Source organism: Botrimarina colliarenosi (genome assembly GCF_007859955.1).
GTDB lineage: Bacteria > Planctomycetota > Planctomycetia > Pirellulales > Lacipirellulaceae > Botrimarina > Botrimarina colliarenosi.
This window is the reverse complement of the sequence record NZ_SJPR01000001.1, coordinates 2010612-2036267: the sequence shown is the minus strand read 5'-3', so window position 1 is coordinate 2036267 and position 25656 is coordinate 2010612. Positions and strand designations below refer to the sequence as shown.

At 68.2% G+C, this 25656-nt stretch carries 17 protein-coding genes; 12 read left to right on the top strand and 5 right to left on the bottom strand.

Features of this window, described 5'->3' with window-relative positions; translation table 11 throughout:
- The first annotated feature begins 81 nt into the window (after window positions 1-81).
- The 3 genes from pheS to Pla108_RS08050 all read left to right on the top strand — a co-directional run bounded on the left by pheS (window position 82) and on the right by Pla108_RS08050 (window position 4732).
- On the top strand, window positions 82-1182 hold the full coding sequence (gene pheS / locus Pla108_RS08060; RefSeq protein ID WP_146444344.1) for a phenylalanine--tRNA ligase subunit alpha: 1101 nt from the start codon (window positions 82-84) through the stop codon (window positions 1180-1182).
- An 88-nt stretch (window positions 1183-1270) separates the two neighbouring features.
- Entirely contained in the window at window positions 1271-3367 is a 2097-nt protein-coding gene (gene pheT / locus Pla108_RS08055) for a phenylalanine--tRNA ligase subunit beta (protein WP_146444343.1), read from the top strand.
- A gap of 90 nt (window positions 3368-3457) precedes the next feature.
- Window positions 3458-4732, top strand: coding sequence for an AMP-dependent synthetase/ligase (locus Pla108_RS08050; protein WP_146444342.1), 1275 nt, complete (start codon window positions 3458-3460; stop codon window positions 4730-4732).
- A 3-nt stretch (window positions 4733-4735) separates the two neighbouring features.
- Here Pla108_RS08050 and Pla108_RS08045 read toward each other — a convergent pair whose 3' ends face one another.
- From Pla108_RS08045 to Pla108_RS08035, 3 genes are all read right to left on the bottom strand, one after another.
- Window positions 4736-5086, bottom strand: a complete 351-nt coding sequence (locus Pla108_RS08045) for a hypothetical protein (protein ID WP_146444341.1) — start codon at window positions 5084-5086, stop codon at window positions 4736-4738.
- A gap of 181 nt (window positions 5087-5267) precedes the next feature.
- Window positions 5268-5804 carry a hypothetical protein gene (locus Pla108_RS08040; protein WP_146444340.1) on the bottom strand — a complete coding sequence of 179 codons (537 nt, stop codon included), beginning with the start codon at window positions 5802-5804 and terminating at the stop codon, window positions 5268-5270.
- 258 nt (window positions 5805-6062) lie between these two features.
- On the bottom strand, window positions 6063-8045 hold the full coding sequence (locus Pla108_RS08035; protein ID WP_146444339.1) for a BBP7 family outer membrane beta-barrel protein: 1983 nt from the start codon (window positions 8043-8045) through the stop codon (window positions 6063-6065).
- 359 nt (window positions 8046-8404) lie between these two features.
- Here Pla108_RS08035 and Pla108_RS08030 point away from each other — a divergent pair, with 359 nt between their 5' ends.
- The 5 genes from Pla108_RS08030 (at window position 8405) to Pla108_RS08010 (ending at window position 13555) form a co-directional block, all read left to right on the top strand.
- Window positions 8405-9067, top strand: coding sequence for a sigma-70 family RNA polymerase sigma factor (locus Pla108_RS08030; RefSeq protein ID WP_197526353.1), 663 nt, complete (start codon window positions 8405-8407; stop codon window positions 9065-9067).
- A 174-nt stretch (window positions 9068-9241) separates the two neighbouring features.
- Window positions 9242-10921 carry a serine/threonine-protein kinase gene (locus Pla108_RS08025; RefSeq protein WP_146444338.1) on the top strand — a complete coding sequence of 560 codons (1680 nt, stop codon included), beginning with the start codon at window positions 9242-9244 and terminating at the stop codon, window positions 10919-10921.
- A 207-nt stretch (window positions 10922-11128) separates the two neighbouring features.
- Window positions 11129-12247, top strand: a complete 1119-nt coding sequence (locus Pla108_RS08020) for a hypothetical protein (RefSeq protein ID WP_146444337.1) — start codon at window positions 11129-11131, stop codon at window positions 12245-12247.
- A complete protein-coding gene (locus Pla108_RS08015) occupies window positions 12244-13248 on the top strand; it encodes a DUF1559 domain-containing protein (RefSeq protein WP_146444336.1) in 1005 nt (334 codons plus the stop codon). Before Pla108_RS08020 ends, Pla108_RS08015 begins: the two co-directional genes overlap by 4 nt.
- Before the next feature lie 58 nt (window positions 13249-13306).
- The gene (locus Pla108_RS08010) at window positions 13307-13555 is read left to right on the top strand and encodes a hypothetical protein (RefSeq protein WP_146444335.1); all 249 of its coding nucleotides are present in this window, start codon (window positions 13307-13309) and stop codon (window positions 13553-13555) included.
- Between the two features lie 160 nt (window positions 13556-13715).
- On the opposite strand, the gene Pla108_RS08005 is transcribed toward Pla108_RS08010, so the two are convergent.
- Window positions 13716-15119, bottom strand: coding sequence for an AAA family ATPase (locus Pla108_RS08005; RefSeq protein ID WP_146444334.1), 1404 nt, complete (start codon window positions 15117-15119; stop codon window positions 13716-13718).
- A 202-nt stretch (window positions 15120-15321) separates the two neighbouring features.
- Window positions 15322-16212 (bottom strand): metallophosphoesterase, encoded by an 891-nt coding sequence (locus tag Pla108_RS08000; protein ID WP_197526352.1) that lies wholly within the window; start codon window positions 16210-16212, stop codon window positions 15322-15324.
- 181 nt (window positions 16213-16393) lie between these two features.
- On the opposite strand from Pla108_RS08000, the gene Pla108_RS20935 reads away from it, so the two are divergent.
- The 4 genes from Pla108_RS20935 (at window position 16394) to Pla108_RS07985 (ending at window position 25640) form a co-directional block, all read left to right on the top strand.
- Complete coding sequence (locus Pla108_RS20935; RefSeq protein ID WP_197526351.1) at window positions 16394-18061, top strand: hypothetical protein; 1668 nt, start codon at window positions 16394-16396, stop codon at window positions 18059-18061.
- Window positions 18058-19719, top strand: coding sequence for an apolipoprotein N-acyltransferase (gene lnt, locus Pla108_RS07995; protein WP_146444332.1), 1662 nt, complete (start codon window positions 18058-18060; stop codon window positions 19717-19719). The genes Pla108_RS20935 and lnt overlap by 4 nt, the downstream gene beginning before the upstream one ends.
- A gap of 295 nt (window positions 19720-20014) precedes the next feature.
- Entirely contained in the window at window positions 20015-23101 is a 3087-nt protein-coding gene (locus tag Pla108_RS07990) for a beta strand repeat-containing protein (protein ID WP_146444331.1), read from the top strand.
- A gap of 238 nt (window positions 23102-23339) precedes the next feature.
- A complete protein-coding gene (locus Pla108_RS07985) occupies window positions 23340-25640 on the top strand; it encodes a hypothetical protein (RefSeq protein WP_146444330.1) in 2301 nt (766 codons plus the stop codon).
- Window positions 25641-25656: the final 16 nt, after the last annotated feature.

The window sequence follows — 25656 nt, the reverse complement described above, 5'->3', positions numbered from 1 at the left end:
CCGTGGGCGGGAGCCCTAAGCGCCAGCGCCGGGAGTGCCCCCACGCCCCGCTCCGCTTCTGACTCCGCCTAGGTCCCCGCCGTGGCCCTCGCTGACTTCCTCGCCGACCTCGAAGCCTTCGAGTCCGACGCCGCCCAGGCGTTCGGCGCGGCGGCTGACGGCGAGGCGCTCGAAGCGGCGCGCGTCGAGTTCCTCGGCGCCAAAGCGGGCCGCCTCAAGGCGATCCAGAAGGGGATGGGGGGCGTCGATAAGGCCGACAAGCCGGCCGCGGGGCAGAAGCTCAACGCGGTGAAGGGCGCCATTGAAACCGCCTTCGAGACCGCCAAGACGCGGCTCGACTCGGGCGCTTCGACGGGCGTTCAAGACGCCTTCGACATCACGCTCCCCGGCCGCCCGCTCCGCCGTGGCCGACTCCACCCGATCACGCAGACGATCGAGCGGATGAAGGAGATCATGGGCCGCCTCGGCTTCACCGCCGTCGAGGGTCCCGAGATCGAAGACGACTGGCACAACTTCGTCGCGCTGAACATCCCCGAAGTCCACCCCGCGCGCGACCCCCTCGACAACTTCTACCTCTCAGTCGCGCAGCGAGCCGAGTCGTCCTCGACCCCGGCCGAACCCGCCCCCGCCCTCGGCCCCGACGGCAAACCCCTCCTGCTCCGCAGCCAAACCTCCACGGTGCAGATCCGCACGATGGAGGCCGCCATCGCCGCCACCGCCGAGGGGGACGACCCGCCCCCCGTGCGGATCGTCTCGCTCGGCCGCGTCTACCGCCCCGACACGGCCGACGCGACGCACTACCCGATGTTCCACCAGATCGAAGGCCTCTGCATCGCGCCGGGCGTGACGATGGCCGACCTGAAGGGCGTGCTGCAGATGTTCTGGCAGTCGTACTTCGGTCTGGAGAGTAGCGAGCCCATAGAGGTCCGCTTCCGTCCGAGCTTCTTCCCGTTCACCGAGCCGAGTGTCGAGTGCGACATCTGGCACGACGGCAAGTGGATGGAGATCGGCGGCGCCGGCATGGTCGACCCCAACGTGCTGCGGGCCGTTGGCTACGACCCCGAGCAAGTAACCGGCTTCGCCTTCGGCCTCGGCATCGAACGCATCTGCATGCGGCAACACGGCATCACCGACATCCGCGATCTGTACGCGAACGACGTACGGTTCTTAGCTCAGTTTTGAAATCGATTCACCGCGGAGTTCGCGGAGGACGCAAAGGGGTGACTCCTAAGCCTTCTCCGCGTCCTCCGCGTACTCCGCGGTTAATCCAATGATCGTTTCAACCGACTGGCTCGCCGACTACGTCGCACTCCCGAAGTCGATCGAGGAGCTGACCGAGCGTCTGACGCTCGCGGGCCTGAACCTCGAAGAGTTCCACGCCGTCGGCGACGACACCGCGATCGACCTCGAGGTCACCAGCAACCGCCCCGATTGCCTCGGCCACATTGGTGTCGCACGCGAGGTCGCCGTCCTCTTCGGCCAGCAACTAAAGCGCCCCGAACCGCTCACCAACGCGGATGGCGTCCAGCCTCGCACGACAGTAAGCGGATCGGCCTCCAGCGCAAAATCGGTCGCCACCGAGACCAGCGTCACGGTCAACTGCCACGAGCTCTGCCCCCGCTACACGGCCCGGCTAATCAAGGGCGTGAAGATCGGCCCGAGCCCGAAGTGGCTCCAGAACCGCTTGAAGACGATCGGCGTCGCGACGATCAACAACGTTGTCGATATCACGAACTACGTGATGATGGAGATCGGCCAGCCGCTGCACGCGTTTGACTTTGCGAAGCTGCATGGCGGCAAGATCGTCGTTCGCCAAGCGGTGAAGGACGAGCCATTCACCGCGATCAATCACAAAGAGTACAGGCTCACCGGCGACGAGGTCGTCATCGCCGACGCGAAGCGCCCCGTCGCCCTTGGCGGCGTGATGGGGGGCGCCGACACCGAGGTCTCGGACACGACGACCGACGTCCTGATCGAGGCGGCCGACTTCGCTCCGCTCGCCGTCCGCGCCGCCGCGCGACGGCACGTGCTGCAGAGCCCGTCGAGCTACCGCTTCGAGCGCGGCGTCGATCCGCAGGGCATCGATTGGGCGAGCCGCCGCTGCTGCGAGTTGATCCTCGAACTGGCCGGCGGTGAGCTCTGCGAAGGGGTCATCGACATCGACAACCAGCCGACCGAGCGCGTCTTCGACGAGGGCCGCGACCACGTCAAACTGCGTTACCCGCAGATCTCGCGGTTGCTTGGCGTTGAGGTTTCGTCCGACGAAGTACGCAAGATCCTCATCGACCTCGGTTGCGAAGAGATCCACAACTGCGACCACTGCGTAAAGGTCGTGCCGCCAACCTGGCGGGCCGACCTGACGCGCGAGTGCGACCTGATCGAAGAAGTCGCCCGCATCCACGGCTACGACAAGATCCCCGCCGCGACGACGCTCCCGATCTTCCCCTCGGCGAAGCATCGCGAAGACCACGTCTTCGACCAGGTCCGCGCATTGCTGGCCGGCGCCGGTTTCGACGAGGCGTACACCCTCAGCGCGGTCGAGCCCGAGCTGGCCGACGGTTTCGCTCCCTGGTCGGACGGCAGCGGCGGTTCGCTATCGACCGGCATGGCCGTGCTGCGGCGGGCGAACGTCTTACGGCAGAGCGTCGCGCCGAGCCTACTGGCGTGCCGCCGTACGAACGAGACGCTCTCGAACCCCGTGGTCGAGCTGTTCGAGATCGCCAAGGTCTATCTGCCGCAGGAGGGAGAGCTGCCGGCCGAGAAGCGGGTGCTCGCTATTACTTCCGGCGGCGGTTACTCGGAACTGAAGGGCGTGCTCGAAAGCTTGGCGGCGTCGGTCGCGCCCGGGGCGGAGCTGACGGTCACCCCAGCCCGCGGCCCCGACGAAGGGGCGCTGCTCGACGCGTCGCGCAGCGCCGGCCTGCTGCTAGGTGGCGTGCCGCTGTGCCTGTTCGGCGACGTGAGCCCCGCCGGCCGCGAGCGTTTTAGTTTGCGTGGCCCGGCTTCGGTCGCCGAGCTCGACCTGGGCGTGCTGGCCGCCGCCGCCGAGCTGGTCCGCCAAACAAGCCCGCTGTCGAGCTACCCGCCGGTGGCGCGGGACCTCAACATTGTTGTCGAGGAGTCGACGCCGTGGGCCGCGATCGAGTCGGCCGCGCGGACAGCCGGCGGCGAGTTGGCGGAGCAGATTGCGTTCACCGACGACAGCTTCCGCGACGCGAAGCAGCTGGGCGAGGGCAAGAAGAGCGTTGTCTTCCGCGTGCAGCTCCGTTCAACCGAAGGAACGCTCACAAGCGACCAAGCCGACGCGGTGATCGGCCGCATCGTCGCGGCGCTGGAGAGCGAGCTCGGCGGCAAGCTCCGCGCTTAGTTTTTTTGCTGCCCACGAATCACACGAATCGACGCGAATGAGCGATTCGCGCTTATTCGCGTGATTCGTGGGCCTTCCTAGTAGCGAATTGTGCCGGCCATTACCCCGACGATCGCCGAGCTTATCGACGCCGTTCGCGACGAGCAGGCCGACAAGCAAGCGTTGGGTAGAATCGAAAGCAATGTCGTTGCGTGGGCCCGTTGGAAAGAAATCAGTAAGGGCCGATTATCGGGCGAGGCGTGGTGGCGATGGCTGGAACCCTTCGAGACGGTGGTCGTCGAGACTGCCGGCACCTCGGGCGAGCCGCGTGGCGTGATGCTCACCGAGAAGAATCTCGCCTCGAACGCCATCGCGCTCAGCGAAGCCTCCGGCGGCGATGGGGATGAGCTGCGGCTCTCCTTCCTGCCAATGGAGCACCTCTACGCCCGCACGTGCGACCTTTATACGTGGATTGTGCGTGGGTCGCGGCTCGTGCTGGCCGAGAGCCCGAAGACCGTCTTCCGTGACGCGAAGTTGGTGAAGCCGACCGTCATCAACGGCGTACCCTACTTCTTCCAGAAGGCGATCGACTTGGCGGAGCAGGAGAGGGTGTCGCTGCGTGAGCTATTGGGCGGCGAGATCAAGCGCTGCTACTGCGGCGGCGCGCCGCTCGCGCCGAGTGTTGAGCAGCGGTTCTTTGACGAGGGGGTGCCGCTCTACAACGGCTACGGCCTCACCGAGGCGTCGCCGGTTGTCACCGTGAACACGCCGACGGCCTACAAACTCGGCACGGTCGGCAAGCCGCTGCCGGGCGTCGAGGTTTGCATCGCGAGCGATGGGGAAATTCTTGTCGGTGGCCCGAACGTGATGCTCGGCTATTACAACGACCCCGAGGCGACCGCCGCGGCGCTGCGTGACGGCTGGCTGCACACGGGCGACCTCGGCGAACTCGACAGCGATGGCTTCCTTACGATCACCGGCCGCAAGAAGGAGCTGATCGTACTGGCGACCGGCAAGAACGTGGCGCCGTCACGCGTCGAGGCGCTGCTGGGCGCGTCGCCCTGGATCGAGCAGGCGTGTGTCTTGGGTGACGATAGGAAGGGACTGCGGGCGCTCATTGTGCCGAACCGCGATCGGCTGCGAGCGGAGATCAAACGCCGCCGGCTTTGGGTCTGGTCGAAGCGCGGCGCGTTGCGTCACCAAGCGATTCGCACGCTCTACCGTGAAGTAATTGACGCGTGCCTCGCCGGCGCGTCGCCCGAAGAACAGGTGCACACGTTCGCGTTGATCGGCCGTGGCTTCGACCGTGACCTCGGCGAGATGACCGCAAAGCTCAGCCTACGGCGCGACGTGATCGCGAAGAGCTTCGCTCGCGAATTGCGATAGGGTTCAGCCGTCGAGCATCGCGAGCACCTCGAGCGCCGCGAAGCCGAGCGTTAGCCGGTCGCTGGGCGACTGCTGGCTGCGACGCCAGCGCGACTGGGCGCGGTCGATGTAGTGCTGGCGCGTCTCGTTGAGCAACGCGGCGTCGACCGACCCGCTCGCCTCGCGCCACGCGGCGCGGACCGTCTCGAGCGCGGCGGGGTCGCCCGACAGGGCGGCGAAGACCGTGTCGTCGAGCTGCTCGAGCCGCTCCAAGGAGTCGAAGGGGATCCGCCTGCCGTCGGGCGCTACGACATGCGACACCTCGGCCTGCCGGGCGGGAGGCGACATGCGGCGGGGCAGCGCGGTGGCGACCATGGGCTGGGCGTCGGGTGAGAGGCGTCGGGAAATGGCGGACGACGGGGTTGTGTGAAGAGAGACAGCCGGAGGCGTTGGGCGGGTTCGCGCGGCCGATCGCAAAATTGCTATCGCAAACTAGCAGTCGGGCCGCTCAGGCCTCATCGGCGCGCGAATCCGCCAATGTCGGCCCCCTAAACCCTTAGGTACGCCGCAAGCGGGCGAATCGTTCGGCGACGCCCTCATTTCCGTCGACTTCGACGGCGATGTCCGCGAATGTCGCGTCGTCGGCGGGGATCGACATCAGGTCGCCGTCATGCGGCGGATCGGTCGTGGGCCCACCGGTTCCGGAGGGCGATTCTTCGTCATCGATTTCTTGTAGCTGCGCCGCTAGCTCGTTGTTGGCCGCCTGGAGGCGGAGAAGTTCGGCGGTGCGTTCCTGGAGCGACTTCTCGAGCTCGGCGACCCGCGTGCGTGAGAGCTTCAGGTCGTGCTCGAGTTTCCGCCGGCGGTCCTCGGCGGCTTGATCGCGTGAGGCGGCCTCGTTGCGGGCGGTAGCCTCCGAGGCTTCGGCGGCGGCGATGCGGTCGGCCCACTCGGTGAGTTGCGCCATGGCCTGCTCGATCGGTTCGAGCAGTCGATGCAGCTCCTCGGCCCGGCCCGCTTCGGCCTGGGTCCAGTCCTCGACGAGCGCATGGAGCGACTCGTCGATCGGCGCATCGATCGTGGCTTCGGACATGCCGAGAGGGATGAATCGCCCGGAGAGAGGAGCGGGAGCGACTCGACCGCCCGAGACGCTTCGCAAAAGAAACTTACGTCGCGGGATGGCGCAGCGCCGGCCAGAGCGTGCTAAGAAGGGGCGCCCCGCACGTACCCGCCGTGCGGTGACGCGGGCTGTTGCGGTTGCGCCGATTGCGCGGGCTGCAGCGAGGCGCGCGCCATCGTCGGCGCAGGGTCGCCCCTTTTGCGGGCGCTGAGTGGTGCTCTTCGCGGACGCTTAGTAGTTGTAGTCGAGGCCGAAGTTCAGGCCGTGCGCCCAGAGGCTGGTCTCGTCCCAATCGAACCGGGGGTGTGAGCCAGCGGTCGCGGTCGCGAGCGGGTCCGAGGCGAGGCGGCCGTCGACCGAGGTGTCGATGATGTCGCCCGGCCGGACGACGTTGGCCCAGTAGAGGAGGGTGTAGCCGGCGCTGAGGCTCAGCTGCTGCGTCACCCGGTAGGACAGCCGGGCCGACAGCTCGGGGATCACGCTGAAGCGGTCGCGTGAGTAGTAGCCGATGTTGCTGGTCTGGGCGAGCAGGCCGCCGGGCGTGGTGACGGTCGCCGTGCCGGAGCCCGACGAGGTCGAACCATCGACGATGACGCGTTGGTGCGTGCCACCGACCGCGATCTTGCTGGCGAGCTCGAGGCCCCAGCGGCGCGACTGCAGGTCGTAGATGAAACCGAGGTCGACGCCGTGGAACTCGTTGTTGGTGTCGAAGCGGTCGTTGACATTCACCGTGCCGGTGGACGGAAGGAAAGTCAGGTCGCGCTCGTTGAACGCGAGGCGTTCTTCGAGTTCGTAGAAGCGGTAGCCGGCGATGAAGTCGATACGTGAGATGCCCGAGGCCGCCCCGCCGCCGCGGCCATTGAGGAGCCCGCCGCCGGTGCAAGACGAACAGCCGCAGGCGTCTTGGCAGCCGCCCAGCTCGCGGCAGCAGATGCCGGTCCGCAGCCGGAGGCCGAAGGATTGGAACTCGCTGCGGGCGACGATGTCGAGCGATCCGCCGGCTTGGCCATTGAAGGCGATGATCTGCACGTCCTCGGCGGGCCCGACGACGTTGTCCTGCGCGTCGACGGTCGCGATGTTGTAAAAGGGGCGTCCGAGGATGCCGAGGCCGGTCGGGTCGTTGTAGTGGAAGGCGTCGGTCTCGGTCTCGAAGAACATCCAGTCGCCTTCGATGGCGAGGTCGCGCCGGTCGTCGAGCCACGCCCCGAGCGTGAACCGTAGCCCGCTGCGGGGGTCGTCGAGCAACTCGCCGCCGTAGACGACGCGCGTGCCGGGATTGCCGAGGATCGGGGCGCCCCCTAGGTCGTTGGTGGTGGCGAGCGGCGGCGTGTTCATGCCGTCGAACCACCACAGCAGGTAGTCCGCTCGGCCGTAGACGCCCCGTCGTGACGCCGGGCTACAGGTCGGGCCGCACCAGCCATCGCTCAGCCCACAGGACTGGCAACGCGAGAAGGGTCCCGTGCTCCGCGCCGCGCACTGCGGGCAGCCACCCGTTTCGTAACCACCCGGCTCGTAATTGGTCGCCCGTTGTCGCCGCGCCTTCTCACGGCAATGGGGGCAGTCGGGGTCGTGCCCGCCGCCGCCGACCATCCCTCGGTCCATCGGCTCAATCGAGACCGACTCGGGGTAGTAATCGTCGTCGGCGGGGATCGGCTCGAGCGACTCGCCGCGCATCGGGGCCGGGAGGCTGTCCCCTTCCTCGGCGAGGAGGCGGTCGAGGTCGATCGGCGCGGCGCTATCGGCAGCGTCCCTGTCGATGGCGCCCCTGTCGATGGTGGCGTCGTCGTCCGTCAGCTGCGCGGGAATGACTTGATAGGGACGGCCGTCGCGTTTCGGCGCGATGAACTGGGCGGACGAGACAGGACGCAGTTCGTCGCGGCTCAACTGGACGCTCCGCTCCCGCTCGGCGCCGGCGTTGGGCAGCTCCAACTGCGACGCCAGCAGCGTGTGGCCCGTGTCGTGCTTGATCCGCACCCGCTGGCCGACCAGTCGGTCGAGCGACATGCCGGGCGACGGCTCCACGAGCCGCTGGACCTTGCCGTACTGGTCGGCGACGGCGAACGGCGGCTCGCCGCGGGCTGTGTCGGGGTTGCGGATGAGGATCCCCATCGCGCCGCGGGGGGCCGATTCGCCGGGGTTCTGGGCGAGCGCACGCGTCGGCAGCGACGCGGCGAAGGCCGACAGAACGAGGAGGGCTAGGCGCCAGCGTTGCATAACGGGTCGGGGGTTGAGTCGAAAGCGGCCGCGCAGCGAGTCCCACCGGGGGGCGGGGCCCGCGCGGCGGCTTTTAGCAGCCGCGACTTGAGCGAAACAAGGTCAGAACCCGGAAGTCGTGCGTCGCGGGCTTGCGGGGAGGGCGTTTTTGGGGCCTCCGGGAGCTGACGCTTCCCGGCTCGCTGCCCGACGGCAGCGAAGCCCGATAGCGAGCCGGGAAGCGTCAGCTCCCGGAGGAATCCCCGAATCAACCGCCATGCGACACTCCGGCGCGTTGCCATTCCCCGCCGCGCGTCCGATAGTGAGGCTAGCGAGGCCGCGAGCGCCCGCCGCCCCCGGCATCCCTACCCCTCCGCGTCATGGCATCCATCTGGCCCCGCAGCGACGACACCGAGCATCTGCTCGACGGCGTCCGTCGCGGCGAGTCGGAGGCCAAGGACCGGCTGTTCGACCGCCACCGCGGCGCGATCCGGCGGATGATCGACCTGCGGATGGACCGGGTGTTGGAACGCCGCGTCGACGCCAGCGACATCGTCCAGGACGTGTTGATCGAGGCCAACCGCCGGCTGACCGACTACCTCGCCAACCCGATCATGCCGTTCCATCTGTGGCTGCGGCAGATGGCGAAGGACCGGTTGATCGACGCCCACCGCCGCCACCGCGTCGCGGCCCGGCGGAGCATGGACCGCGAGCAGCCGCTCGCCGCCGCATCGCGCGACGACCAAGAGTCGGTCCTCGACCTCGCGGCCCAGCTCAGCGACGGGCAACTCACCCCGGCCGCAGCGGCGACGTGGCACGAATTGCAGCGGCGTTTCCTCGAGGCGGTCGAGCAGCTCGAGGAGCAAGACCAAGAAATCATCCTGATGCGCCACTTCGAACGGCTCTCGAACTCCGAGGTAGCCGAGACCCTCGACCTCTCGGCACAGGCGGCGAGCATGCGGCACCTGCGGGCGATGCGCCGGCTGCGCGTGCATCTGGCCGATCTGGAGCCGCGAGCGAACGACGGCGATGAGGACGAGTAAGGAGACTGAGAAACGGCGCGAAGCGCGTTCCCCCTCCCCAGCAAACGGAGGAGGGGGATGAACCGCGATCGCCGCGCTCTTTCGTTGGCGTCTTTCTCAGTTCGAGTTGCCATATCCCGTTAAAAAAAGCTCGCCGCAACGGTCTCTGTATCGAACCAATCCCGCGCCACGACCATGCCCCCCACCGCCGAAGCCGACGAGCGACTCGCCACGCTGCTCGATGAGCTCACCACCGCCGCCGAAGCGGGCGAGACGGGGTGGCTCGACGAGGCGGTCGACTCGCACCCCGACTTGGCCGCGGACCTCCGCGACCTGTGGGGCGCGGTCATGGTCACCAGCGCCGTCGCGACGATGGCGACCACCGAGCTGTTCGAACCGGCGGGGAAGACCGCCAAGCCGGGCCCCGCGCAAGAGCTGCCGCTCCCGTATCGCCTGGGGGACTACGTCCTGACCGCGGAGGTCGGGCGTGGCGGGATGGGGATCGTTTATCGGGCCAACCAGCGGAGCCTCGACCGTGAAGTCGCCGTCAAGCTGATCCTCCGCGGCGCGCTGGCGTCGGAAGACGACCAAAAGCGGTTCCGTAGCGAGGCCGAGGCGGTCGCGCGGATCGATCACCCCGGCGTCGTCCCGATCCACGAGGTTGGTGAGCACGGCGGGCAGCTCTTCTTCAGCATGCCGTTCGTCGAGGGCGAGACGCTCGCCGCGCGGCTGGCGCGCGGCCCCCTCGCCGATCGCGACGCGGCCCGGCTGGTGCGTGACATCGGCCGAGCGATCGAGACGGCGCACCAGAAGGGCGTCCTGCACCGCGACCTCAAGCCGGCGAACATCCTCATCGATCGCGACGAGCGCGTGCACGTCACTGACTTCGGTCTCGCCAAACGCTTCGGCGAAGGCGAGACCGGCTCGCTCACCGCCACCGGGGCGATCCTCGGCACGCCCTCCTACATGGCGCCCGAACAGGCGGCCGGCACGCGCGGCGACGTCGGCCCGGCGACGGACGTCTATAGCCTCGGGGCGATCCTCTACGCGCTGCTCACCGGGCGGCCCCCGTTCCAAGGCCCGACCGGCGTCGACACCGTGCTGATGCTCCTCGAGCAGGAGCCGGCCCCGCCGCGGTTGCTGAACCGTCGCGTCAACCGCGACCTCGAGATGATCACGCTCCGCTGCCTGCAAAAGCCGACCGAGCTGCGCTACGCGTCGGCCGGCGCACTGGCGGCGGACCTCGACGCGTTCCTGCGTAGCGAGCCGATCGCCGCGCGGAGCGGGCAATTCACGCAGGTCCTCGCCCGCGTCTTCCGCGAGACGCACCACGCCACGTTGCTTGAGAACTGGGGCCTGCTGTGGATGTGGCACGCGATGGTGCTGCTGGTCATCTGCGGCGTCACCAATTGGTTCGAGGTGATGCAGCCGGTGTGGCCGGTGATGAAGACGACGACACCGTACGTGTTGCTGTGGGGCGGCGCGCTCGCGGTCTGGGCGCCGATCTTCTGGAAGCTCCGCCACCGCGCCGGGCCGGTGACGGCCGTCGAGCGACAGATCGCGCACCTCTGGGGCGGCAGCGTTGCGGCGGTGATGCTGCTGTTTGGTGTCGAGCACTTGCTGCGGCTGCCGGTGCTGACGCTGTCGCCGGTGCTTGGCTTGATTAACGGGATGGTTTTCGTCGTCAAGGCGGGCGTGCTGTCGGGGGCGTTCTATGTCCATGCGACGGCACTGTTCGCTACGGCGATCGCGATGGCGGCGCTGCAGACGGCGGGATTCGAGTACGGATTGACGCTCTACGGGATCGTCTCGGCGTTGACGTTCTTTGTCCCGGGCCTGAAGTACTGGCGGCAAAGCCGCGCTCGGGGGGGCTGAGACAATCGCCGGCGACGATTCACTTCCGCCGTGCTGGTGTCTAGGATCGGGGGTCCTCAAGGAATGGCCCCGATTCCGCACGATAGCGGAACGACGAACGACACCCCCCGATAGCGAGAGCAGGCAATGCGGAGTCTTTTAGGGTTGGTTTGCGCGCAGGCAGTAGCGATTTGCGCTTTTGTTGAATCCCCTGCGCAGGCGTACGAGGTGTTCGCCACGAACGTCTTTTCGCCCGCTGAGGAAGATGCGGACCCGGGTCTCACGGGTCTGATGAAGGTTGATCTGACGACGGGGGTCGCCACGTCCTTCCTTCCGGAAAATAGCGAGAGCGGTTTCTTCTTGATGACAGACGTCGCCGTGAGTCCGCTCGACGGCATGGTCTATGTCGGCACGCAGCTGGGGGGCCTGTTCCGGTTCGACGCCGTGACCGGTGCGCCGCTGGCGAACGAGCCGGGCGGCTTCTTCATGCAGATGTTCGGCGCCGCCAACGATTTGGAGTTCGCCCCCGACGGCACGCTCTACGTCGCGGAGATCGGCGAGACCAGCTCGGTCGCAGTGGTCGATCCGCAAGGCGTCCGGCAAGCCAACGCGGTGTCCGACATCGCCTTTATCTCCGGCATCGGCCTCAAGCCCAACGGCGACCTGCTGATCGCCAACGGGGGGCTGCAGGCTCCGGGTGAAGTGTTGCAGTGGGACGGCGCCAACCTGACGACCTTCGACAACACGAACTTCGGCGGCATCCTCGACATTACCCTGCTGACGCCATCGGGTGACTACGACCGGTCCGGCACGACCAACACCGCCGACTACGACGCGTGGGCCGCCGACTATGGCGACAGCAGCGGGGGCCCGACGGATGGCAACGGCGATGGCGTCGTTAACGCCGCCGACTACACGCTCTGGCGTGACCACGAAGGGGATGAGTCGCGCGCCTTGGTGACCGACTTCTTCGCGAACCTCGTGAACTCGTTCGCCGTCGATGGGACCGATCGGCAGTACCTCGTGCCGTTCGTGCCGCCACAGTTCCCGAGCGAACTGCCGCCGAACTCCGACTTCTTCTCGAACTTCCCTTCGGAGGTAATCCTCTCGCCCAACGACACGCTGTTGGTTTCGACGCTGGGCCTGACGCGTCGCCCCGATAACCGGGCGTCGATCCTCGAATACGACCGCGACGGCAATCTCCTTGGCGTGCTGGCCGACGGGTTGCCGCCGATCAGCGGCATCGCGTTGGCGCCGAGCGGCGTCGGCGTCGCCACGGTCCCTGAGCCGGCGACCGTGGTCCTGGCGCTCATAGCGGCCGCCGCCGCCTGCCGGAGGGCTTCTTGAGAAGAGCCGCGTTCACGCTGGTCGAACTCCTGGTCGTCGTCGCCATTGTCGGCGTGCTGACGGGGATGCTCTTGCCGGCGGTGCAACAGGCCCGTGAGGCGTCGCGTCGGACCTCGTGCGTCAATCGGCTGAAGCAACTCGGGCTGGCGATGCAGAACCACCTCGCGGCGCGCGGCGAGTTGCCGGCCGGCTCGATCGCCAAGCCCGACCCCCGCTCGGCGACGACGCCGTGGACGTTCTACCGCTGGAGCGCCTTGGCGGCCCTCGCGCCGTACATGGAACTCGAATCGACGATCGAAGCCGTTGACCTCGACCAGCCTCTCTACGGCGTGAATCTTGCGGTGACGGCCGACAACGTCGCAGGCGTCTCGCAGGTGATTCCCGATCTGCTCTGCCCGAGCGACGCGCTGCCGGCGGTGAACCCGCGCTTCGGGCCCACAAACTATGCCGTACTCTCCGGAACCGGCCTCGGCGGCGGACGCCCGTTCGACACCGACGGACCGTTCGGCGTCAATTCGGCGGTCCGTCCGGCGCAGATCAAGGACGGCCTGTCAAAAACGGTTCTCGCCAGCGAGAGCACGCTCGGCCAACCCCGCGCCACCGGGCCGCACGACCCCGCGCTAGAGTACAAGTTCATCACGGGGGCGCCGCTCACCGAGACCGGATGCGGGGCTGCTCAGGCCTGGAACCAGACCGAGCCGCGCGGTTTCTCTTGGGCCAATGGCGAGCACCGCTGCGCGCTTTACAACCATCACCAGACCCCCAACTCGCCGACGCCCGACTGCATGGGGGTTTATTTTGGCGGCGCGCTGCCCCCCAGCGGGAACCCGCTTGAGCGGCTATGGACTCCGTTCGGTTGGCGGGCCGCCCGCAGCCTCCATCCGGGGGGGGTGAATGTCGTGCTCGCCGACGGGTCGGTGCGGTTTGTAGCGGATGAAGTGGACATCGCGGCTTGGCGTGCCGGGGCTACCATCGCCGGGGCGGACTCGCACGATTTGTGATGTATACTTTTCGCAACAATCGATCAGCTCACCTCAAATAGATTTCTCAACTAGGACCATGAACGTTCTCCGCACGCTGACGCTTTCGACCGTCGCCCTTTCCGCCACGTTGGTCTCGGCCCAGGCGCCCGTCGCGGCGGTCCTCGCCAGCGAGGCCGAAGTCCGTTCGCTGCCGCTACACGAGCGTCCCAATCGCCTCGGGCACTTTTACGGCAACACCGTGCGTCGGCGCCATTACGGCACCCTGGTCGTGAACCAGCGGCACAGCGACCGGCCTGTGGCCCGTTATCTGTACCTTGCCCGCTGAGCAGCGGGTGAGACTTAGCGGAGCCGCTTGTAGCGCACTCCGGGAGCTGACGCTTCCCGGCTCGCTATTTAGCGTTGCCGCCGTCGTGCAGCGAGCCGGGAAGCGTCAGCTCCCGGAGTGAAGCGCCGAACGGCGCCGACTCCGTCTCCTACAGCGTCTCCTACAGCCCCGCGAAGTAGTTCCGCACCGCCACGCCAAGGCTCTCCTGGTCGGCGACGATCGGGCGGCCATGGACGACGCAGTAGTTCTTCGCTTGCCGCAACAAGTCACGCGGGTGGCAGAACCGCATGGCCCGCTGTGAGGGGGCGTAGTGTGTGGCAAGGAGGGTTTCGACGACGCCCGGCAGGACCTTCACGCCGAGCCGCTCGCCGTAGAACGCGAACAGCTCGTGGAACTGCTCGACGCTCGGGTCGGTCACTTCGACCTTGTAGGGGATGCGGCGGAGGAACGCCTCATCCACCAGTTCGCGCGGTTCGAGGTTGGTCGACAAGACACAGAGCATCTCGAAGGGGATCCGCGCCTGCCGGCCCGACGCCAGTGACAAGTAGTCGAACTGCTTCTCGAGGGGCACGATCAGCCGGTTGAGCAGCTCGGTGCTGCTGACGCGTTGGCGGCCAAAGTCGTCGATCACCAGCACGCCGCCGTTGGCTTTCATCTGCACCGGGGCCTCGCTGACGCCGCTCGCGGGGCAGAACGACGGGTCGAGTTGTTCGAGCGTCAGCTCGCCACCGACGACGACCGTGGGCCGCTTGATCAGCACCCAGCGGCGGTCGTAGCGGACCCCCCGCAGGGCTTCGACCTCGGCCGGTTCGTGGCAGCTCTCGTCGTACAGCCGCAAGAGGTCCGTGCCGACGATGACGGTGCGAGGGATCCAAAGGTGCTTACCGAAAGAGCTGCACAGCAGCTCGGCGATCGTTGTCTTGCCGTTGCCCGGCGCGCCGAAGAGGAACAGCCCGCGGCCGTCGGAGACCGCTTGGGCGATGAGGCTGAGCATCTCGTCGCCGACGGTGAGCCCGTCGAACGCTTGGCGGAGCGAGTCGATCGTGACGCGCGTCTGGCCGATCGCCTGGGCGCGGATGGCGCGCTCGTAGGCGGCGAGCGGCACGGGGGCGGCTTCGGCGTAGTTGGCGTGCTCGGCGTGCTGGCGGGCGCGGGTGTGGCCGGCCTCGGACAGTTGGTAAAGGTAATCGCCGCCGGCCTGGCCTTTGATGACGACCAATAGCTCATCCCGCATCCGCGTGAGAGCCGTCGACACAATGGCGTGCGACAGGCAGCTCTGCCGGGCGAGGTCGCCGCCCGTCGCGGTCACGCGGCTCAGCAACGCCTTCAGCAGGAGCGAATCGACCAGCCCTTCGCTGAGCCCCGTTTCGGCGAGGTCCCGCGGCTCGGGCGGCGCGGTCGGGTACGAGGCGCCGGCGGGAGGCGAGCCGCTGGTCAGCTCTTCCAGTAGTCCCGAAGGACGTTCGATTGCCCCATTGACAGTGTGCTTGGCAAGCGCCGCCGCCGCCAATTCGGGCGGGAGTTGCGACTCGAGAGACGATTTGGTTTCCAGCGCGAGGGACATCGGCGGCTACCGCGAGGCAGAGGGGGGCGTGTGGTCGTCGGCGCCGCGCAATCGCAGCCTTCCTATCGTTCAGCGCAAGCATGCGTCGCGTTCTTGCCGGCGTCCAATACGCCCGAAGCCTCCGAGAGGAACCGTTCCGGTCCCTCCGGGAGCAAACCGATGCCATTGCGCCGACCCGAACCCGCCGGCCGTTGCATCCGGCTTAAGCGGTAGTAAGCGTGAAGACCGTTACTTCCGGCCGCACTCCCAGCCGCACGCGCCGGCTGTAGCCGAGTCCGCGATTCACGTAGAGGTTCCGCCCGCCGCTGAGCCGGACGTGGCCCCGCGCGTAGCGATGGTTGCGGATCGGCAGCACCGGCGCGCCGAGCAGCGGGAAGCGGCACTGCCCGCCGTGGGTATGGCCCGAGAGGACCCACCCGCTGAACGTGGTCCACCCCGCCAAGTCGACCGTGTCGGGGTTGTGCGACAGGCAGAGGGTCGGCCGCGACAATTCGACTTGGTTCAGCGTGGCGAATAGATCCGCGCGCCGCGCCCAGAGGTCGTCGCACCCGGCGACCTGGAGGCCATCGAGCTCGATCGACTCGTTCCGCAGCAGCCGGATGCCGAGGTCGCGGAGCCGATCGGCGAACCGGTCGGCGACCGCCGCGTTGCGGAAGTTGTCGGCGTAGTCGTGGTTGCCAAGGACGGCGACGGTCGGCGTGTCGGCGATCGGCGCCTCGCGGAGGGTCTCGATCGTCAGGTCGATCTCCTCGTCCCCCCGGGTCGTCATAAAATCGCCGGTGATCGCCAGGTAGTCGGGCTCAAGGTCCGCCAGCCGACGGAGCACCCCGCGGAGGTAGTCGTTGTCGACGACCGGTCCGACGTGCAGGTCGCTGATCTGCACCAGCCGCTTGCCGACGAGCGCCGCCGGCAGCCCGACGAAGGGCATGGCGTGGTGGGTGACCTCGACCCAGTGGGGCTCGACGCGCCAGGCGTAGAGGCCGGTCCCCAAGGCGAGCGTCGCCCCGCCGGCGGCGCAGCGGCGGAGCCAGTCTCGGCGGGTCAGCGGTGACGATTCGCGGCTTGGCATATCGACCGATGGCGGCTTACGCAAAGTGGTGTCGAGAGGGCAGTGGTGTTCGGCGTCTCCGCCGGCTGCCCGTGCGTCGGATACGGCTGGCCTGTAGACTGCGCAGCTTGAGTGGCCGACGCCAAACCGTCGCGCTGGCAAGGGGGCGGCTACGGTGTCGCGTCCCACTAAACCCCGAACCGGTCCCCCGAGTCTCTCCCGGTCCATGAGTGTAGCGCGGTTGAATCGAACGGGCGCCCTCCGCCGAGCGGCGCTGCTACTGGTGAGCCTGGTTGTCCCGTTGGTCGCGGGCTGCCCCACGGAGGTTCCCTACGCCGACCCGGAAAGCGGATCGGCCGCGCCGGACGCCGCGGCGACCGGCGAGGCGCCCCCGTTTGTCGCCCCCGAAGCCGGCGATGACGTTCCGGAAGCGACTCCGGCGCCAGAGAGCGAGCCGGCCACCGCCGAGCCAGCGGCGCCAGCGGGCCGGATGCCGTGGGAATCCAACACCACCGACCCGGCCACCCCCGCCGAAGCGAGTGACTTATTCGCTGCGGTCGAGGCGCCCTCCGACGACCGGGCTGCCGACCAAGACGATCCGCCGACCGAAGAGCCAACCGAGTCACCGACTCCGGAGGAGGAGCCCGACGACTTCGCCGCGTTCCTCGACGAGGCCTACGGCGACATCGCCGCCGACGAAGACGCCCCGCCGGCTGAGGAGCCAGTCGCGAAGGAGCCAGTCGCGAAGGAGCCAGTCGCGAAGGAGCCAGTTGCGAAGGAGCCGGCCGCCGCCGAGCCGCCCCGCGCCACGCCGCCCGCCGAGGTGGCGAGTGACCCATCGGACTGGTGGGGCGCCGCGACCACCAAGCCGATTGTCGACAGCAAGCGACCCGCCGCCGAGCCCCGCTCGCAAGAACCCGCCGAGATGGAATCCGCCGAGCGCCGCTTGCCGGTCGAGCCCCCCGTATCGGTCGAGCCCCCTGCAGCGGTCGAGCCCCCTGCAGCAGTCGAGCCAAAGCCGCCAAGCGTCACCGACGAGGCCGAGTCGGACCTGCTGGACGAGTTGTTTGGCGACACGCCGTCCGAGCCCGAGGCGAAGACGCCGCCTTCCGAAGCTCCGCCCGCCCAGACGCCGGCGGACGACCCGGCGCCGATGTTCGACGAGCCGCTCTTCGACGAGCCGCCGTCCGACCCGCCCGCCAAAGAGCCGACGACAACAGAGCCGCCGACAACGGAGCCAAAGACCGAGCCCCTCCCCCCGCCACCGGCGGCGGACGAGCCCCGTCGGAACCCGGAGCCGACCGTTCCTTCCGAGCCGAGCCGGCTTGCCGACCGTCGCGCTTCGCGGCCCGGTCCCTTGGCGTCGGCGGCGATCGAACCGCTCCCCTCGGTGCCGGTCTTGTCGTTCAACACCCGCCACTTGGCGTGGCTGCTCGGCGGCAAGCTCGGGCTCGCCGAACTGGCGGACCTCGACGGCGCCACGCCGTCGGAGGTCGCCGGTTGGCGTGACGAAGTCGGCCGGCTCGCCCGCGAGCTGAAGATCGCTGATCCCGCGACTCCCGGCGCCGCCTCGGCCGACCCGGGCGAGCGCGTCCGCAAGATGCTCGACGCCGCCAGCCGCGCCGGCGCCGACCTCAAGCAGGCGCACGGCGTCGACCACGCCGCGCTGATGGAGATCGCGCTGAAGACCAACGCGTTGCTCGTCGTCGCGGGGGACCGCCCCGAACTCGCCGGCCCGGTCGCCAACGCACTCCGCGACGCCGCCGACCGGGGGATGCTCCCCAAGTTCCTCTGGGAAGACGCGGTGCGGACGCTTTCGAGCGAACCCACCGCCGACGAGACGCACGACGCGATCATCCGCCTCCACGAGCGGGTGGAGTCGTTCCTGCGTTGACCGCCAGCCATCAGGACACGGACGTCCGACCTCCCCGGGTGCTGCTCGTCGGCGCGCTGGGGGCGGTGCTGCTGTGGCTGGCGCAGCCGCCGGCGGCGTTGTGGCCGCTGGCCTGGGTCGCGCCGGGCGTTTGGCTTTGGCTTGCCGAGTCGCCCGCCGTCTGGCGGCGGCGCGAGTACCTGAAGATGTGGCTGGCCGGTTCGCTCTACTGGCTGCTCGCCGTCCACTGGGTCCGGCTGCCGCACCCGCTGACGCCGCTCGGCTGGGCGCCGCTGGCGCTCTACCTGGGCCTCTATCCGACGGCGCTGGTCGCGCTGGTCCGCACGGCGAGGCGGAGTTGGAACTGGCCGCTGTGGCTCGCGGCGCCGGTCGTTTGGACAGGGCTCGAGCTGCTACAGGCGCGGCTCTTTACCGGCTTCTTGATGGGCGCGGTGAGCCACTCGCAGGCGGGCCAGCCGTGGGTCCGTTCGATCGCCGCCTACGCCGGCGCGTATGGGGTGACCTTTGCCGTGGTGTTGGTGGCCGCGGCCATGACGAGCCTCGCCCTCGCTTGGCGGAGTCCGGCGCGGAACGGTCGTGCGGCCGGGCTCGCCGTCGCCCTCGTCGCGGTGCTGGCGGCGGGGTGGGGCTCCAGGGCGTCGAGCGTGATCGACCCCGATGCGGGCGCCGATCGGCCGAGGGTCGCCTTGATCCAGGGCGACACCCGCGCCACCTGGGACCCCGATCCCGACCGGGGCGAGCGGATCATGGCCCGGCAGATGGCCCTGTCGCGGGACGCGTTCGAGCAGAGCCGCCGCGACGGCCAGCCGCTCGACCTCGTCGTCTGGCCCGAGAACATGTTCCGCTCGCCGCTCGAAACGTTCGATGGTGGCTTCGATCCACCGCCGGCGGCGGAAGATTGGATTGTCAGTCGGGTCGTTAACACCAATAGCTGGTTCGACGCGCTGACCGACGTGGTCGGCGGGGCGGCGGTGCTCGTCGGGATCGATCGCTTCGACCGAGGGACCGGCGCCGCGGGGGCGCCGACGACCGACGTCTACAACTGCCTCGCCCTGGCCGATGGCGAGGGCCGCCTCGTCAGCTATTACGACAAGACCCACCTGGTGCCGTTCGGCGAGTACATCCCGTTCGCGTCGGGGATGCCGGTCTTGTACTACCTGACGCCGATGTCGGAGGGCCTCCACGCCGGGGCGGGGCCCGTGGCGCTCGAGGCGCCGTTGCGGGCGGGCGGCGTGCTGCGGCTCTGCCCGTCGATCTGCTACGAGACGGTCGTCCCGCACGTGATCCGCCGCCAGGTGGCGACTCTTACCTCCACGGGGGGGCGGCCCGACGCCCTGGTGAACGTCACCAACGACGCCTGGTTCTGGGGCGCCAGCGAGCTCGACATGCACCTCGCCTGCGCCGTCTATCGGGCGGTCGAGAACGGCCTGCCGCTGCTGGTGGCCGCCAACGGGGGCCTGACGGCCGTCATCGACGCCCAGGGGGCCGTCCAGGCGGTCGGGCCGCGGATGGCCGAACACGTCCTCGTGGCCGACGTCCCCCTCCGGACGGCCCGTCCGACGCTCTACAGCCAGGTCGGCGATCTCTTCGCGGGGGCGTGCCTCGCGGCCTGTGCGGCCCTCACGGGGCGGCGGCTGTGGCGTCAGCGGACGGAATAAGACCGGCCTACGCCAGCGAATGGGGTTATGACGCTCCGTTGGCGGCGAAATCGTTGACGGGGTGTGGAATGCCAGTGAAACTGTGGACTCTGGGCAAAAGGTCCCTCGCTGCTCCCACTCCGCTGTTTTGCCCAACTCCTTCGACGACTTCGGGTTAGCGCCCGTCCAAGACCCCCCCGACTCGACCGCAGGCGTGGCTCCCGGAACAGCCCGCCGCGTCGCCCGCCACTCGGCCAACCCGGCCCGGTGTCGCCCCGCAATCAAAGTGTTTCGCAACCAGGAGCGTCGCGTCCCGATGCCACGCACGATTACCCGCTACCCGTCGCTCGTCGCCTTGACCCTGTCGTTGATCGCGGCGCCCGCGCTGGCGCAGATCAGCTGGGAAGGGAGTGTCCAGCCGACCGCGTCCGTCGGCTTCCCGACCGGAAACATCGATAGTGATGGCGACGGCAACGATGACGTGCTATTCACGGGCGGCAACAACCCCATCTACGGGTTGGCGAACCAGACGGATCCGACGGGCGTGACTGGTTTTGGCTTGCCGTGGAACGCGTGGCAGATCTGGAGCAACTACGACTCGGCGCAGAACATCCTCGTCGGCGACGCGAGCCAATCGGGCACGCTTTCGATCTTCGCTGCCGGCAAGTTGCGGTACCAACACTTAGTGATTGGCGCCGTGAGCGAGGGGACGGCGCCCGGCGCGAACGGCCTCAACTTCGATGTCGATGATCGATCGTTTGACGTCACCTCCTATAACAACGGAGGCGTCGCAACGGGTGGCACCGGTTTGGTGACGATTTCTGGTTTCGGCAGCCTCTTCAACAACGACCCCAACTTGATCTCGCGGTCCGATCAGATCGCTTTGAACCTCGGCAATGGCGATCCAACCAACAACATCGTCGTCGATTTGGATGCCGCGGTGCAACCGGCTGGCAGTCCCGCCACTACTTTTTCGACCCGCGCTGAAAACGAAGGCTACGACGTGATCGTCGGCCTTGATGGCACCGGCGCGCTGAGCATTGAAGCCGGCGGCCGCGCCGAGATCCAAGACGCCCTCATGGTCGGCGTCGATAGCCAATCGAATGGCTCGGTGACGATCGACGGAATCGGTTCGTCCCTCTCGGCCTTTGGCCGGACACGGCTAACGGCGACCTTAACCGAGACGCGTTCGAATGAGACCGCGTCGTTCGTCGGCGGCCGCGGCACCGGATCGCTGACCGTTTCCAACGGCGGTCGCGCCGAGTTCTTCAATGGTTTGGCGATCGGCAGCCTGAGCGGCAACGACCTGGGAACGACGGGACGCGGCAGCACGCCGGGCGACGGCTCGGGGACGGTCACCGTCACCGGCGCCGGGTCGCTCATGAACTTGTTCCCTTCGAACATCGCGGGGACCTTCGACAATCGCGCGCTCGTAGTTGGTGAGATCCGCAGCAACGCGAATGCGGGACTCGATACGCCGTTTCTGCCGGGCGACAGTGACCTCCAAGGCGGCACGCTGAACATCAGCGACGCCGCAATTGTTAATGTCGCAGGGCGTAACGGCCAAACGGGAAACGCCGCAATCGGTAAGCGGGGCATCGTTAACGTCGCCGGCGGGCAGTTCCAGATCGATAACGACTTGGAGATCGACGGCACGGTCAAGGGCTACGGCGTCGTCCGCAGCAACACGATTGAGACCTCGGCCTATTCGGTTATCCGCGGCGGCGACCCGAACTCGCCTAATACGGCGCTGACCGACCCGTTGCAACTAGTGGTTCTGAACGACTCGGACGACGCCAACGACCCCGCGTTGCTCAACCGGGGTCTGATTGACGGCCGTGTGCAGCTGGAAGTCTCGGGCACGATTGTTAACTCGGGCCGGATCGAGACCAGCGGCGAGATCACGGCCCAGTCGTTGGTTACGACACCCACCTCGCGGATCCGTAACTTCCCGAGCGGCCAGAGTCCAATCCGCATGAACCTCACCAGCACGCGGGCGGCGGGCGCCGACGACGGTGACGACAACTTCGGCGCGCTCCACAACCGCGGCCTGATCGACGGCGACCTCGACATCATCTCGGCCGGCGGGGTCGTCAACGGCGACAACTACCTGCCGACCAGCGCGGCGCCCGCCAACGGCTCGGCCGCGAGCGGGACGATCTCTGGCTCGGGCCGCATCCTGGCCAGCCAGTTCCTCAACAACGCCGACGCCGAGGTCCGCGTCCGCCAAGGCGAGTCGCTGACAATTCACACCGGTTACGCAACCGCGGCCGGCGCCAACGCCGGACCGGCCAATTTTCCGTCGGGCGCCGGCATCCCCGTCGTGGGTGGCGGCGGCCAGCTGTCGTACCGCACATTGAACCTCGGTTCGATTTCAGTGACCGGCGGTGATCTGGAGATCGGCTATTTGCCCGAGAGTGGCGGCCCGATTGACTTCCTCAATGCCGGGGGCACCGCGTTCAATAACGCCGAGGTCTTTACCAACGCCCGCTACGCGGTCCCCGACACGGCGAACCCCGGCCAGTTCCTCGACAACACCGCCGGCACGATCGTCGCTAACGACGCGACGTTGCACTTCACGACGGGCCTATTGAACATGGGCGGCGTCCTGGCGTTTACGGGCGGCACGAACACCGTCAATGGCCCCGTCTACAACGCCTTCGTCGACTACGGCACGGCGATGAATCCCGCGCCGCTCCCGGGCACGATCATCGTTTCTGGCGACGGGACAAGCGTCACCTTCGAGGACGACGTCATCAACGACGGCGAGATCGGCATCGGGCCGTTCGGCAGCGTGGTCAACTTCCTCGGCGACCTGACCGGTGGCGGCAACATCGAGGTCGCGTTCGACGCGCTCGGCACGAGCGGCTCGGCAGGCGCGTACATCCAAGTTTCCGGCGGCGTTTCGATCCAAGGCGGCACGATCGGCTTCGCCTTCATCAACCAGCCGGCCGCGACGGTCGACAACAACTTCTCGATCGCCCTGATCACGGCCGGCGAACTCGACGAAGCGAGCCTGTTCACCGGTCTCGACCTGCCCGACCTGCCGACCGGCAAGTACTGGGACGTCGTCTACGACACGGTCAACGACGAGGTCCGGCTCGAGGTGGTGATGTCGAACGCCTTCGGCGCCGACTTCACCGGCGACGGCGTCGTCACGCAGGACGACGTCGACGTCTGGATCCGCAACGCCGGCATCGTGTCGGGCGCCTCGATCATTCAGGGCGACGCCGACCACGACGGCGACGTCGACCTGGCCGACTACGACGTCCTGATGGCCCAGTTCTACACGGGCGTGCCCGAGGTGGTCGGCGGCTTCGTCGCCCTGGCCAACGTGCCCGAGCCCCTCAGCGCGGTGCTGCTCTGCCTGGCGCTGGCGCCAGCAGTCGCTCGCCGTCGCTGAGAACATTGCTAAACGTCGCTGAATGTCGAGCGGACTTAACCAAAATCCAAGCGGCCTGGTTGCTTGCAACCGGGCCGCTTGGCGTTTCTACGGATTCTGCCTGGGCTGAGGGTTGGGGCGGCGCCGATGATCCTTCCGGATAGGGCCCGGCCGTGCGCGGAAGCGCAGGGCCGTGCGGATCGATTCTCAGGGAGGGGATCGCCGCACCGAAACACCGGGGTCAGGGGAGGGAATCCACATGCGACGCACGTCTCTAACGACCCAACGGTCTGAACCCACTCGCCGCCGCGACCCCTTGGGGGCGTGGCTCGCCGGCGTGAGCCGAGCGGCCCTCGTCGGAGCGGCCCTCTGCTGGGTTGCGCCGGCCGCGCGGGCGGTCGACTTGGTCTACGACCTGCCGCAAGACATCGGCGCGATCGCGTCGGACCACCCGACGCTCGACTCGGTGCTGGTCGACAAGCGCGAGGGCGCGCCGCTCGAAGGAAACGAGCCGCACGCGCTCGAGCCGATCTCGCAGATCTCGGAGTTTGAGCCCGAGCTCGCCGAGCCGATGGAGGAAAACTATCCTCCGACGGCAGCGACGCCGGCCCAAGGCGCCGCCACCCAGTGGGCGACCGACGATCGGATCGCCGCCCGCGCCGCCGAGCCGGCCCCGGCCATCCAAGAAGCCAAACCCCGGGACGGCGCCAAGAAGCCGGCGGCCTCGAAGTTCCACGGCGTGACGCCGGGGCTCACCTCGCGCGCCGATTTGTTGTCGGCGTGGGGCCAACCGCTGCGGGTCGCCGTCGCCAAGGGCGAGACCGACGGCGGCGAAGTGCTCACTTACGAGCTCCCGCCGTTCGAACAGGTTGAAGCCCTCGTCGAGCAGGACCTTGTCGCGGTCGTGCGGGTCACGCTCGACGAACCGACCACCGTCTCGCAGATGGTCGAGCGCCTGCAACTGGCGGCGATCGACCCGGTCGATCTCGTCGACCCGACAACCGCCGAGCTGCTGGCCGTCGCGTTCCCCGAGAAGGGGCTCACGATGCTGACCCGGCCGTCGGCCCGCAGCAAGTCGGACGTGGTGACCCATTTGGTGCTCGAGTCGATCGACGCCCGCACGTTCGTGCTCCGCAGCGAACAACGCGACCCGCACGAAATGAAGGCGAAGCTCGCCGACCTGCAGCTCGCGTTGGGCGCCGAGCCGCAAAACGCCCAGGCGCACTGGCGGATGGCGCGGCAGCACCTCGCCGCCGGCCAGGCCGCCGCGGCGCAGAACGCCGCCGCAAAAGCGGTCGAGATCGCCCCGACCGACCCGGCCTATCGGCTGACGCTCGCCGAGGCGTTGCTGGCCACGGCCGAGTACGACCGCGCGGTGCTCGAGACCCGTCAGGTGCTCGACGACGAGGCGTCGCCCGAAATCGTCCGCGCCGGCGCGCTCGGCCTGATGGGCCGGCTTGCCGCGATGGGCGACAAGACGATCGCCAGCAAGACGATCGACTTCCACAACTCGGCGATCGTCGTGGCCGACCAACTCGCCACCAGCGAGGACGATTACGAACGCCGGCTGGCGAAGGACCTCCTCGTGTCGTCGCATCTGGCGGTGGCCCAGGAGATCGCCCGCGGCGACTACAAAGACAAAGCGACGACGGTCGCCGAGTGGGTCGGCCGCGCCTCGGCCTTCGCCGAAGGGCGGATCGAGTCCGACGGCGGCGGCCTCGAGCTGCGACTGCAGGTCGCCCGCGAGGCGTTGGCGGCGCTCGCCGGGATGCGTCCGACAAAGGACCCGGGCCCGTGGCTCAACGAGGCCAAGGAGACCGCCGACGCGTTGCTCGCCGAATGCGACGATCCGCTGATGCGGGCCCGCGTGCATTGGGATCTGGGCGAGGCGTACCAGCACGCTGTCCGGATCGAACACCTGCGGGGCGACGCCAATCAGGCCCTCGCCTACGGCTCGCTGGCGATCAACGAGCTCTCCGAGGGCGCCGCGCCCCGGACCACGTCGCCGTCGGCCGAGCAGATCGTCGGGCAGCTCTACTTCTACCTGGGCGCCGTCAACGCGGTCCACAAGCAAGACCACGCCGAGGCGGTCGGTTGGTACGACAAGGGGCGTGAGATCCTCACCGCCGAGCGGACGCCGAGCGAGTTCGTCGTGCCGCGGCGTGACGGGGAGGAGCTCGTCAGCATGGGCGTCAGCTACTGGACGCAGGACCAACGCGACTTGGCGATCGAGCTCACCGAGAGCGGCTCGCGGTTGATGGAGCGGGCCGTCTCGGCCGGCGTCCTCGATAGCGAGGACCTCGCCGTCCCCTACGGCAACCTGGCGACGATGTACAAGAAGCTCGACAACGGCGCCAAGGCGCTCGAGTACGGGCGGTTGGTGCGGGGAGTGAAGGGCGTCGACTCGACGCCCGTCGAGCAGGAGAAGAAGGCCACGACGCAGCAGCAGGCCGCGAATCGGCCGAAGCCGAAACCCGCCGCCGAACCCGCCGCGAAAGTGTCGACACGGATGAAGAACGTGGCGGGCCGTCCGTTGCCCAAGCGTTGGATGAACCGCTAAGGACGCCGCGCGGCGT